The 12,254-nt window shown below is 67.7% G+C and carries 11 protein-coding genes; 8 read left to right on the forward strand and 3 right to left on the reverse strand.

Annotation, left to right across the window (positions count from 1 at the left end; all coding sequences use genetic code 11):
• Nucleotides 1-295: 295 nt before the first annotated feature.
• From QZX79_RS06760 to QZX79_RS06785, 6 genes are all read left to right on the forward strand, one after another.
• Nucleotides 296-1,075, forward strand: coding sequence for a glucose 1-dehydrogenase (locus QZX79_RS06760; protein WP_294566462.1), 780 nt, complete (start codon nt 296-298; stop codon nt 1,073-1,075).
• A gap of 48 nt (nt 1,076-1,123) precedes the next feature.
• Nucleotides 1,124-2,605, forward strand: coding sequence for an aldehyde dehydrogenase family protein (locus QZX79_RS06765; RefSeq protein ID WP_294566465.1), 1,482 nt, complete (start codon nt 1,124-1,126; stop codon nt 2,603-2,605).
• A gap of 80 nt (nt 2,606-2,685) precedes the next feature.
• Nucleotides 2,686-3,768 (forward strand): ABC transporter substrate-binding protein, encoded by a 1,083-nt coding sequence (locus tag QZX79_RS06770; protein WP_294566469.1) that lies wholly within the window; start codon nt 2,686-2,688, stop codon nt 3,766-3,768.
• 62 nt (nt 3,769-3,830) lie between these two features.
• On the forward strand, nt 3,831-5,411 hold the full coding sequence (locus QZX79_RS06775; protein ID WP_294566472.1) for a sugar ABC transporter ATP-binding protein: 1,581 nt from the start codon (nt 3,831-3,833) through the stop codon (nt 5,409-5,411).
• Complete coding sequence (locus QZX79_RS06780; RefSeq protein WP_294566474.1) at nt 5,408-6,376, forward strand: ABC transporter permease; 969 nt, start codon at nt 5,408-5,410, stop codon at nt 6,374-6,376. Before QZX79_RS06775 ends, QZX79_RS06780 begins: the two co-directional genes overlap by 4 nt.
• Nucleotides 6,373-7,371, forward strand: coding sequence for an ABC transporter permease (locus QZX79_RS06785; protein WP_294566477.1), 999 nt, complete (start codon nt 6,373-6,375; stop codon nt 7,369-7,371). Before QZX79_RS06780 ends, QZX79_RS06785 begins: the two co-directional genes overlap by 4 nt.
• Before the next feature lie 35 nt (nt 7,372-7,406).
• On the opposite strand, the gene QZX79_RS06790 is transcribed toward QZX79_RS06785, so the two are convergent.
• The 3 genes from QZX79_RS06790 to QZX79_RS06800 all read right to left on the reverse strand — a co-directional run bounded on the left by QZX79_RS06790 (nt 7,407) and on the right by QZX79_RS06800 (nt 10,197).
• Entirely contained in the window at nt 7,407-8,180 is a 774-nt protein-coding gene (locus QZX79_RS06790; protein ID WP_294566480.1) for an SDR family NAD(P)-dependent oxidoreductase, read from the reverse strand.
• Nucleotides 8,181-8,282: 102 nt separating this feature from the next.
• Nucleotides 8,283-8,933, reverse strand: coding sequence for a response regulator transcription factor (locus QZX79_RS06795; protein WP_366484766.1), 651 nt, complete (start codon nt 8,931-8,933; stop codon nt 8,283-8,285).
• Between the two features lie 34 nt (nt 8,934-8,967).
• Complete coding sequence (locus tag QZX79_RS06800) at nt 8,968-10,197, reverse strand: histidine kinase (protein WP_294566487.1); 1,230 nt, start codon at nt 10,195-10,197, stop codon at nt 8,968-8,970.
• Nucleotides 10,198-10,363: 166 nt separating this feature from the next.
• Between QZX79_RS06800 and QZX79_RS06805 the strand changes: the two genes are divergently transcribed.
• Together QZX79_RS06805 and QZX79_RS06810 are read left to right on the forward strand one after the other, a co-directional pair.
• Entirely contained in the window at nt 10,364-11,131 is a 768-nt protein-coding gene (locus QZX79_RS06805) for an ABC transporter ATP-binding protein (RefSeq protein WP_294566490.1), read from the forward strand.
• On the forward strand, nt 11,128-12,254 hold a 1,127-nt coding region (locus QZX79_RS06810), incomplete at its 3' end, for an FtsX-like permease family protein (RefSeq protein WP_294566492.1). The genes QZX79_RS06805 and QZX79_RS06810, both read left to right, overlap by 4 nt.

Below are 12,254 nucleotides of genomic sequence, written 5' to 3' on the forward strand. Positions count from 1 at the left end.
AGATCACCACGCTTTGCCGGGCCCGAAGGGTGGTTAGCTGCAGTTTCGGCGGTCCGGACACGGGGTCCTTCCCCGCGCCCCGCCGCGCGCACGCCCCACTCCCACCGCGCCCGACCTCGCCTCCCCCGCTGCCTTCCACCCCCTCACCGGCGCTGCAACCCACCCCGCCGCCAGCTTTTCGCCTTGACAGTCGTGTCCTCCGCTGTAATCTGGATCACAGCAGAAAACCGGTTTTTCAGCCGCATCAGGCGAAGGGCGCGCTCCGCGCCGCCGGAATACTACTGAGGAGAAACACATGGGATCACTTGAGGGCAAGGTAGCACTCATCACCGGCGCCGCTTCTGGAATGGGCAAGGCTATGGCGGTCGGGTTCGCCGGAGAAGGCGCACATGTCGTCATCGCCGACCTGAACCTGGACGGGGCGAAGGAAGCCGCCGAGGCCATCCGCTCCACGGGAGGATCGGCCTCAGCCGTTTCCCTCAACGTCGCAGATCCCCAGCAGTCCAAGGCCGTCACCGAAGACATCGTGAACGAGCACGGCCGGATCGACATTCTGGTGAACAACGCCGGCATCGGGCTGATCAAGCCACTTTGGGAGACCACCCCCGAAGAGTGGGACCGCATCATGAACGTCAACGTCAAGGGTCTGTTCTTCCTGACCCAGGCGGTGTGCGAACCGATGCGCAAGCAGCGCAGCGGCAAGATCATCAATATGGCCTCCATCGCCGGCCGCCGCGGCGAGGCACTCGTAGCCGCCTACTGCGCCTCCAAGGCCACCGTCATCTCCATCACCCAGTCCACCGCCATGGCCATGGCCGAGTACGGCGTCAACGTCAACGCGATGGCACCGGGCATCGTCGACACCCCCTACTGGAAGGAAGTCGACAAGCAGTTCGGCGAGATCACCGGAAAGGCCGAGGGCGAGACCTTCAAGAGCGCCGCCGACATGATCCCGCTGGGCCGCACCTCCGTTCCCGAGGACGTCGTGCCGCTGGCGATCTTCCTTGCCGGCTCCGGCTCGGACTACATCACGGCCCAGACCTACAACGTCGAGGGCGGAATGGTCATGAGCTGAGCCTTCCGGCCCAGCCCCACCCCCCAACCCGTTCCCGAAAGGACAGTTGTGAGCATTCCCCTCCTGAGCGAGAACTCCCTGCTTGGATCAACACCCGCCATGCTCGTGGGCGGACGCTGGGTCTCCACCGAGGAAACCCGGCCCATCGACAACCCGGCCACCGGCGAGGTGCTCACCGAAGTGCCCGAGGCCGGCCCGGAACACCTTGAGGAGACGCTCGCCGTCGCCTACAAGGCCCAGAAGGACTGGGGCCGGCGCACCTACGCGGAGCGCGCCGACGTCCTGGCCGGCGTCATCGACGCCGTCGAGGAGCACGCCGAGGAACTGGCGCAGATCGTCGTCGCCGAACAGGGCAAGACGATCACCGAGGCGCGCGGGGAAATCGGCGGGGTCAAGGCCTTCTTCGACTTCGCGCTCACCCAGAAGTACCGCAACGTCGGCGAGGTGGTCGCCTCCTCGGCGGCCAACCGCCAGCTGACGGTGCGCGAGGAACCCATCGGCATCGTCGCGGCGATCATCCCGTGGAACTTCCCGGCGGCGATCTTCGCCCGGAAGGTGGCCCCCGCCCTGATGGCCGGCAACGCCATCGTGCTCAAGCCCAGCGAGCTGACCCCGTTGTCGGCCCTCGCCATGGCGAAGATCTGCGAAAAGGCGGGCGTCCCGGCCGGCCTGGTGAGCGTCCTCACCGGCGGGGGCCGCAGCATCGGCAAGGCTCTCGTCGAACACCCGCTGGTGGGCATGGTCACCGTGACCGGGTCGACCCGCGCGGGCCGGGAGATCCTGGCCCAGGCGGCGCACAAGGTGATCCCGGTGTCCCTCGAGCTGGGCGGCAAGGCGCCCGTCATCGTCTTCGACGACGCCGATCTCGACCTGGCCGTGCAGGAGGCGTTCGAGTCGCGGTTCTGGAACTGCGGGCAGGTCTGCACCTGCAACGAGCGCACCTACGTCCAGCGGGGGGTGCACGACGAGTTCGTGCGGCGCCTCCTGGAGAAGGTGAACGGGCTCGTGGTCGGGGACCCGCTGGACGAGGGCAGCCAGATCGGCCCCAAGGTCTCCCAGGCCGAATGGGACAAGGTCAAGGCCTTCGTCGACGGCGCGGTCGGCGCCGGTGCGCGGCTTGAGACCGGCGGCGGCCGGCCCGAGGACCTCAAGGACGACAAGGGGTTCTGGTTCGCCCCGACGGTCCTGACCGGGGTCAGCAATGAAATGGACATCGTGCAGCAGGAGGTGTTCGGCCCGGTGCTTCCGATCATCCCCTTCGACACCTACGACGAGGTGGTGGAGTACGCCAACTCGACCGACTACGGCCTCACGGCGTACGCCTACACCGAGGACTTCCGGACGGCCCTCTCGCTCACCGAGGACCTCGAGTTCGGCGAGGTGTACATCAACCAGACCGGCCCCGAGCAGGTGCAGGGCTTCCACACAGGGTGGAAAATGTCAGGTCTGGGCGGCGACGACGGCCAGCACGGCTTCGAGCGCTACACCCGCAAGAAAACTGTCTACCTGGACTACCGGCGCGGCCGGTAGTCCCCGCACGACCCTTCGGGGCCCCGCCACAGCAGTCGGGGCCGCGGCCGAGCACGAAACTCAACAAGGAAGTTGGAATCATGAATCTGCACGCCACCCCGATCCTCAAGTCCCTGGCCTGTGCCGCCGTGCTGGGCTTCGCCCTGACCGGCTGCACCAACACGGGGACCACCACCGGGGGCTCGGGAGGCGGCTCCGAGACCCCTGAGGGAACTCAGCAGTCCGTCGCCTCCTCCGAGGGCCCCACCTGCTCCATTGAGGACTACGGAGCCGAGAAGATCGACCTGAAGGACGCCGTCGTCGGGTTCTCCCAGTCGGAGAAGGAGGACAACCCCTTCCGCATCGCCGAGACGCAGTCAATCAAGGATGAAGCCGAGAAGCTGGGGGTGAAGAAGCTGATCACCACCAACGCGCAGTCGACCCTGTCCAAGCAGATCTCCGACATCCAGGACATGATCTCCCAGGGTGCCCAGGCGCTCATCGTCGCTCCCCTGAACTCCGACGGCCTGGAGCCTGCCCTGCAGGCGGCCCGCGACAAGAACATCCCGGTCATCACCATCGACCGCAAGGTCAACGCGACCCCCTGCGAGGACTACGTCACCTTCCTGGGCTCGAACTTCGTGGAGCAGGGCAAGCGCGCCGCCGACCAGTTGATCGAGGGCACCGGCGGGGAGGCGAAGGTCGCGATCCTGCTGGGCTCCTCCGGCAACGCCGTCACCACCGACCGGACCAAGGGATTCAAGGACCAGGTCGCCGCCGAGGCGCCGGGTATCGAGATCGTGGCCGAGCAGACCGGCGACTTCGCCCGCGACGAGGGCCAGTCGGTCACCGAACAGCTGCTCCAGGCCAACCCGGACATCACCGCGATCTACGCGGAGAACGACGAGATGGGCCTGGGCGCCCAGGCGGCGATCGTCGCTGCGGGCAAGACACCGGGCGAGGACATCCAGATCTACTCCATCGACGGCACCCGGAACGCGGTCGAACAGATCACGGCCGGCTCCTACAACGGCGTCATCGAATCCAACCCCCGCTTCGGTCCGCTGGCCTTCCAGACCCTGGTCGACTTCATGGACGGCAAGCCGGTGGGGCAGGACATCATCATCGCCGATTCGGAATACGACCCCTCGAATGCTGCCGAACGGGTGAGCTCCGCGTACTGATTCCCCGGGGGCGGGGCCGCACCGGTCCCGCCCCCCACCACCGTTCCAGAAAGGCAGCGAACGTGACAGACCAGCTCAGCACCGCCGCACCGGCACCCGTGCTCGAAGCCCGCGGAGTGGGCAAGACCTTCACCGGAGTCGCGGCCCTGCAGGGCGTCGACTTCACCCTCCGCGCCGGTGAAAGCCTCGCCCTGATGGGAGAGAACGGCGCCGGGAAGTCGACGCTGATCAAGGTCCTCACCGGGGTGTACCAGCCGGACGAGGGCCAGATTTTCCTCCATGGCGAACCGGCAAGCTTCGCCAAACCGGTTGACGCCCAGCACGCCGGGATCAGCACCATCTACCAGGAGGTCAATCTCGTCCCCCTGATGACGGTGGCCCAGAACATCTTCCTGGGCCGCGAGCCCCGGAACCGGTTCGGCCTGATCGACTTCCGGAAAATGCAGGAGGACGCCCGCGCCCTCCTGGCCACGTACGACATCCACGTCGACGTGCGCCGTCCGCTGCGCAGTCTGGCCCTCGGCATGCAGCAGATGGTCGCGCTCGCCCGGGCCGTCTCCATCGACGCGCGCGTCGTCATCATGGATGAACCGACGTCGTCGCTCGAGGCCCGCGAGGTGGAGACCCTCTTCCGGGTGATCGGGATGCTCCGCTCGCAGGGCATTGCAATCGTCTACGTCAGCCACCGGATGGACGAGATCTTCGCCATCTGCGAAACGGTCACGGTCCTGCGGGACGGCAAGGTGGTCCACAACGGGCGCCTGACCGACCTGTCACGGGTCGAACTGGTGGCCCTGATGCTCGGACGGTCGGTGGAGAAGGTCAAGCGCGGCGGCGTGACCGCCTTCGGCGAGGTCAAGGAGGGCGAGGGCGAACCGGTCCTCACCGCCCGGGATCTGAGCCGCAAGCACCAGATCAGCGGCATCGGCCTGGACATCCGGCCCGGCGAAGTCGTGGGCCTGGGCGGCCTGCTCGGCTCCGGGCGCTCCGAGACGCTCAAGGCGATGGCCGGGGTCATGCAGCTGGACGAGGGAAGCCTCACGGTCGACGGGAAGCGCGTGCGCAGCGGGTCGGTCGCGGCCGCCATCAAGGCGGGAGTGGTCATGCTCCCCGAGGACCGGAAGGCCGAAGGCATCGTCCCGAACCTCTCCATCCGCGACAACATCGTCCTGGCCGCCCTGCCGCGCCTCTCCCGCGCCGGGTTCACCTCGCGCGCCAAGCAGGACGCCATCGTCGACGTGTTCATGAAGCGCCTGCGGATCAAGGCCGCGAGCCCCAACCAGGTGGTGTCCGAGCTGTCGGGCGGCAACCAGCAGAAGGTGATGATCGCCCGCTGGCTGGCCATGAACCCGAAGGTCCTGCTGCTCGACGAGCCCACCCGCGGGATCGATGTCGGCGCCAAGGCCGAGGTCCAGGCGCTCATCAACGAGCTGGCCGACGAAGGCCTGGCGATCGTCCTGGTCTCCTCCGAACTCGAGGAAGTCGTCGAGGGATCCGCGCGCGTCGTCGTCCTGCGCGACGGCTCCGTCGAGCGGGAGCTGCGCGGCAGCGAGGTCACCGAGCAACACCTCATGGCCGCGCTGGTGGGCGAAAACCACGCACCGGCCGACGAGTCACCAGCTGAGATTAAGGAACGCCTGTGAGTGCCGTAACGTCCGCTGTCCGCCTGCCGCAGAAGGGAGCGGCGCTGGTCTTCCTCCAGCGGTACGGCGTGTACCTGGCCATTGCGCTGCTCCTGCTGTTCAACCTGTTCTTCACCCCGAACTTCATGACGATCGATAACTTCCGCGTCCAGTTCATCCAGGTCGTGCCGGTGCTCATCGTGGCCCTCGGCATGGCCCTGGTGATCGGCACGGAGGGCATCGACCTCAGCGTCGGTGCGGTCATGGCCCTTTCCGCCGCGGTGATCCCCCTCTACATCGGGTACGGCCCGCTGCCGGCGGCGATCCTTGCGGTCCTCGCCGGCTGCCTGATCGGGCTGGCCAACGGCACGATGATCGCGCTCATCGGGGTGCAGCCGATCGTGGCGACACTCTCCCTCATGGTCGCCGGGCGCGGCATCGCCCTGCTGGTGGCCGACGAGCAGCTCAAGTCCGTCATCGACCCGGGCTTCCTGGCCCTGGGCCGGGGAACCATCGCCGGGGTGCCCTACAGCGTCCTGCTCGCCCTGGTCCTCGTGGGCCTGGTGGCGGTGCTGGTGAACCGGACGACCTTCGGCAAGCAGCTGGTCTCGATCGGCGGAAGCCGGCGGGCCGCCGAACTGGCGGGACTCCCGGTGAAGCGCGTGCTGATCACCATCTACATCCTGACGGCCGCGCTCGCCTCCATCGCCGGCATCATTCAGACAGCACGGCTCAGTGCCTCGGTGCCCTCGACCGTCGGGAACCTCATCGAACTGTCGGCGATCACCGCCGTCGTGATCGGCGGCACCCCGCTCAGCGGCGGCCAGGTAAAGGTTCTGGGGACCGTTGCCGGCGCCCTGCTCCTTCAGCTCATCGCGGCGTCGCTGATCAAGCACAACGTGCCCGATGCGTACTCCCAGATCACCCAGGCCGTCATCATCCTCCTCGCGGTCTACCTCCAGCGTGGAAAGGCGGTGCTCAAGTGAGCCTGGCCCTCGAACCCAGTGTCGGACCGGCAACGACCAAGCAGGTCACGCGCGAGCGCATCGCCGGGAACGTGCAGCGCTACGGGGCGGCAATCGTCCTGGGGCTGCTGCTGGTGGTCGGCAGCTTTGCCTTCCCCACCTTCCCCACCGTGAGCAACTTCACGAATATCGCCACCCAGTCCTCGTTCCTGCTCATCGTCGCCGTCGGCATGACCTTCGTCATCCTGACCGGCGGGATCGACCTCTCGGTCGGCTCCGTCTACGCGCTCGGCGGGATCCTCGCCGCCTACGGCTCCACCTGGGGCATCGCCGGCGCCGTGCTCCTGCCGCTGCTGGTCTGCGGGACCGTCGGCATTCTCCAGGGCCTGCTGATCGCCTATGGCGGGATGGCGCCCTTCATCGTCACGCTGGCGGGCCTGCTCGGCATCCGCGGCCTGGTTTTCGCCCTGACCAACGAGGGTGCCAACACCCCGCTGATCAAGGATGCATCGGTGACCGCCCTGGGCCAGGGCGGCCTGCTCGGCCTGCGCTGGCCGGTGGTGATCGCCGTGGTCGTCGTGGTCATCGGTTCGGTGCTGCTCGCCCGCGGCAGGGGCTCCCAGACGGTCCTGGCCGTCGGCGGCTCCGAGAGCGCGGCGGTGCTGATGGGTCTGCCGGTGGCCCGTGTGAAGTTCAGCGTCTACGTGGTGAGCGGCCTGTGCGCCGGCCTCGCCGGGGCGCTGAACGCGGCCTACTCCTCCTCGGGCGTGCCGACCGTCGGCGTCGGGCTTGAACTGAGCGCCATCGCCGCCGTCGTCATCGGCGGGACGCTGCTCACCGGCGGCCGCGGCAACCTGATCGGGACGACGGCGGGGGTGCTGCTGCTGACCGTCATCCAGAACCTGATCAACCAGGTCGGCTCCCTCACGTCCTCGGTGCAGGCGGTGGTGTCCGGGATCTTCCTGGCCGTGGTGGTCATCATCCAGACGGTGCTTTCCCGCACCCAGCGGTTGTAGCCTGGCACGCGGTTAACGGGGCGTCCTACCAGCGGTCAGCGCAGGTAGGACGCCCCGTTTGCGTCGACCACGGTTCCGCTGACCCACTCCGGGGCGCCGGTCGCCAGCCACAGCACGACGGCGGCAACCTCCTCCGGCTCGGCGACCCGCCCGAACGGGCTTTGGGCGCGGACGGCGTCGCCCTGGGCGCCCTGCAGCACCGGCCGGCCCATCCGAGTGTCGACGAACCCGGGAGCGACGGCGGCCGCGACGATGCCGTGCGGGGCCAGGGCCACGGCGAGCGACTGGGTCATTGAGTGGAGGGCTGCCTTGCTCGCGCCGTACGCGGGGGTGGTCGGTTCACCCCGGTAGGCGCCGCGGGAGCCCACACTGATCAGCCGCCCGCCGGCGGGTCCCCGGGAGCGGTGGATCAGGTGGTCGGCCATCAACCAGGACAGGTTGGCCGGGCCCATCAGGTTGACCTCGAGGGTGTGCCGCCACGCCTGCTGCCAGTCTTCATAGGAGGTGCCGTCCACGGGGTGGGCTTGGAAGATGCCCGCGTTGTTGACCAGCACGTCGATGCCGTCGAGTTCCCGCGCCGCCTCGTCGAAGACCCGCCGGCAGGCCTCGTGCGAGGCGAGATCGCCGACGACGACGGCGTGGCCGTCACCGGGCAGCCCGGCCCGCACCCGCTCGGCGGCGTCGGCATCGTGCCCTGCGTGCACGGCCACCCGGTGACCTGCGCCCGCGAGCGCGTACGCAATGGCTGCGCCGATGCCGCGCCCGGCACCCGTCACGAGACTTGAGGTCGTTGGGCTCGATGTCGTCATTCCGGCGACGATACCGAACCGGGGCCCAGGTGGCCATCGGATTCCCCGGAGGTCGCCTCCCGGGCGAGTTGCACGGCCGCCCCGGACAAGTGCTGGATTGGCTCAGCTCTCCTGATTGCGCAGGTACGTCAACACAGCCGCAACCCGGCGGTTCTGATCGTCGTTGGGCGGCAGGTCAAGCTTCATCATGACGTTACCAATATGCTTGACGACCGCTGCCTCAGAAACGAACAGACGCCGCGCGATAGCACCGTTGGAGTGGCCCTCGGCCATGACGGCCAGCACCTCCCGCTCACGGGGAGTAAGCCCGGCCAACGGATCGCGGTGCCGCCTGATCATCTGACTGATAACCGCCGGGTCAACCGCCGTACCGCCGGCGTGAACGCGGCGCAGCGTGTTCACGAAGTCCGCGACGTCGCTGACCCTGTCCTTGAGCAGGTAGCCAATTCCGGCCCCACCGGCGCTGTCGAGCAGTTCGGCGACGTAACTCTGCTCGACATACTGACTCAGGACCACCACCGGAAGGGAAGGGTTTTCTTCACGCAGGCGCACCGCCGCGACGAGCCCCTCAGAGCGGAACGTCGGCGGCATGCGCACATCGGTGACCACGAGGTCCGGCCCGGCGTCGCGTCCAGCGGCGATCAACTTCTCGCCCGTATCCACCGCCGCGGCGACGACGAACCCGTTACGTTCGAGCAGCACCTGCAGCCCCTCGCGCAATAACGCGTTGTCCTCAGCGATGACCACCCGCACCGGTTCCAATGCGGCCGGGCCGGAGGCAGCGGAATCAGTCATCCGGGTGGCCCTTCCCAACTGCGGGGACGGTGATGGTGATCGTGATGGTTGTCGGTCCACCCAGGGGCGAGTCGATCTCCAGATCTCCATCCAGGGCGGCGATGCGGTCAGAGATGCCGTCGAGTCCGCCGTTGGCCCGATGGGCAGTGCCTGCTCCACCGCCACCATCGTCCCGGACCCGGACCTCCACCAGTCCGGGCGCGGGCCGCTGGAGCCGGACCTGGGCCTGCCCGGCGTTTGCATGCTTGACGACGTTGGTGAGGAGTTCGGCGACGCAAAAGTACAGGTTCGTCTCAATCTCGATAGGCAAGCGGCCGGCCAGCCGGTCCTCGACAGCGATGGGGAGGGTAAGCGTGTCGGCCAGTTCACGGATGGCTGCGCCGAGGCCGTGATCGATGAGGACCTGGGGATGGATATTTCGGACGAAGCTGCGCAAGGCACCCAGGGTCTGCTTGGCCTGGTCCTGGGCGCGGGCCACGTCAGAGCGGCCAGGGGCATCATCGGGCATGGCGGCCAGGGCGAGCCCGAGCGTCATGCTGACCGACAACAGCTGCGGCTGCACGCCATCGTGCAGATCCCGCTCGATACGGCGGCGTTCGATGTCGAAGGCACGCACCAGGCGCGCCCGCGACTGCGCGGTCAGAGTCAGGTCATGCTGGAGGCGCTGCTCCGGCCGGGTCAACACCTGGAGGACCAGCAAGGCATGAGCCTTGGAGAAAGCCGGTGAGGTGACAACGAGCCCGGTGAGCACGCCGACTCCGATGACCGATGCCAACGCCGACTGGGGTACGGTGCTCACCGTGAACGGCCCAATAACCACCGGGTCTCCCATTGCCGTCAGCAGCGGGCTAATCAGGGCGACAAGGGATACCAGGACGACCAGCGCGGCGAAGACGGCAATGGCTCCGCCGATCGTGAGCATCATCACGGTGTAGGCCAATGGGCGGATGAGGGTCCGCGGCTCACGGAGCCGGATACCCGGAGGCCCCCCAGCGGATTGGTCGAGCAGAGTGGTCGCCCCGCTCCAGTCGACCCGGGCAAGAACGACCGAGATAAGCGGGAGTCCCACACCCAGCAGCGCCAGACCCGCGGTAACCAGGCCCACAGCGGTATCGGTGCCGCGCACAGGGCCGGTGAGCGCAATCCCGATCGGTGTGCCCAGCAGCACGACAACGGAAATGACCACCAGGGCCCGGATGCAGACGGCCGCAGAGTAGAGCACCGCTCTCCAGTGCCTGATGACCGGCAGGGCCTGATGTGTTGACTCCGCAGTGATCACCTGACCAGTGTAAAGACGAACCGGCGCAAAGAAGGTAGGGCCAGCCATACCCTGGATCGACGGTTTGGCCCCACTGCGCAGCCCGGGGGTCCCACGGTGTACTGGATATATGACCACAACCGCCCCGCAGAACATGGTGCTGCAGCTCAACGATGTGACACGCACCTACCAGTCAGGCAAATCCACCCTCACGGCGCTCGACCAGGTCACGATCGGGCTTCGTCGTGGTTCCTGGACAGCGGTCATGGGGCCATCGGGGTCAGGCAAATCCACCCTTCTGAACAGTGCTGCCGGGCTGGACACCCCTGACGCAGGGCAGATCCTTCTTAATGGTGACGATATCGCGAGCCTCAGCGATGACGTGCTGACCCGGATGCGGCGCACCGAGATCGGATTCATCTTCCAGCAGTTCAACCTCGTCGCGGCCCTTAGCGCAGCGCAGAACGTCGCCCTGCCGCTGCGTCTGGCCGGACGCCGTGACGCCAACAGGGCCGCGGCCGAAGCCCTGAGCTCCGTGGGCCTGGGCAAGCACACCCGCCATAAGCCACGCGAACTCTCCGGCGGGCAGCAGCAACGCGTCGGCATTGCCCGCGCCCTGGCCACCCGGCCGAGCATCCTGTTCGCTGACGAGCCCACCGGAGCCCTGGACAGTGTCTCCGCCGCCACGGTGCTGGATCTCCTTCGCGCCCTGGTCGATGAGCAGGCCCAGACAATCCTGATGGTCACCCATGATCCGTCGGCCGCCGCCCGCGCCGACCATGTGGCGTTCCTGCGCGATGGACGCCTCGTCGCAACTCTGAACGGCGCCGACGCGAACCAGATCGCCGCCACCCTAGCCGAGCTCGAGACGCTGGCCGGTACGGGAGTGCAGGGATGATCCGCCTGGCCCTGCGCACCTTTGCCGACCGCTGGCAGCTCTTCGTCGGCACCCTCCTGGCCGTGACCGCCGGGGTCGCTATCGTCCATGCCGGCCTGACGATCATCCTCGGCGTCGAGGACGCCGACGCGCCCACCGGTTTGACCCCCGAACAAGCAGAAGCATTCCGCCTGGCTGCCGCCAATGGCAGCGAGCTGACCGGGATAGCGTTGATGATCGGCATTTTCCTCACCATCTTCGTTGTTGGCTCGACCTTCGGTTTTGCCGTTGACCAGCGCCGGGGTGATCTCGCTATCCTTCGACTCGGCGGCGTGACCAGGCGCCAGATCCGCAGGCTCCTGCTCGGTGAAGCCTTCCTCGCCGCGCTGCTCGGCGCGTTGGCCGGGGCCCTGCTCGGAACAGTACTGACCACCGTGCAGCGATTTCTTCTGTCCCGGCTCGGCTTCTTCCCCGAAGACCTCGCCACCCCCATCCAACCCGCAGTCCTGGTGGTCGACCTGATCGCCGCCCTCACGGTCTGCCTCGCCGGCGCCCGGGGTGCAGCCAAGAGCGCCACCAAAGTCAGTCCCCTGGATGCGCTGCGCCGCAGCAGCGGTGAACGGCGCGTCATGACCCTTGGTCGATGGATCGTGGCCATCACTGCCTTGGCGCTGACCGCCCTCCAGACCTACGTCGCCGCGACGGCCGGCGGATTGGTCCTCCCACTGCTGCTCGGCCTTGGCATCATCATGACCGGCTCGGTCGCGATGAGCCGGCTCTCACCCCTGCTCGTGCCCGCCGCGGCTCTGGCACTCACACCCTGGTCGCGCCGCTCACCGGTCGCGGGCCTGGCAGTGGCGAACCTGCGCGACGCCGTGCGCCGCACCGCCTCAGGCGCGGCGCCGATGATTGTGCTCGTCAGTCTCGTCATGGGCCTCCAAGGAATTGTGAACACCCAAACCGAATCCGGCGCCGCCACGCTGATCTTCGACGCCGACCTGATCGCAACCGGCGAGAACATCGACCTGAGCGCACTGGAGAACATCAGCGGAATCTCCCTCGCCTCACCCGAGACGGTCGTGCCACTGTCCGTGCAGCTCACCACGGGCGGCGCCACCACCACCGGCCCCGGAACCGTCGTCGC

Source organism: uncultured Arthrobacter sp., from assembly GCF_902805515.1.
Classification (GTDB): domain Bacteria; phylum Actinomycetota; class Actinomycetes; order Actinomycetales; family Micrococcaceae; genus Arthrobacter_D.

Bases quoted from the DNA above. Each gene is read 5' to 3' on its own strand.
- QZX79_RS06760 (WP_294566462.1), top strand. From the start codon at position 296: ATGGGATCACTTGAGGGCAAGGTAGCACTCATCACCGGCGCCGCTTCT.
- QZX79_RS06790 (WP_294566480.1), bottom strand. From the start codon at position 8,180: ATGACGACATCGAGCCCAACGACCTCAAGTCTCGTGACGGGTGCCGGG.
- QZX79_RS06805 (WP_294566490.1), top strand. From the start codon at position 10,364: ATGACCACAACCGCCCCGCAGAACATGGTGCTGCAGCTCAACGATGTG.
- QZX79_RS06770 (WP_294566469.1), top strand. From the start codon at position 2,686: ATGAATCTGCACGCCACCCCGATCCTCAAGTCCCTGGCCTGTGCCGCC.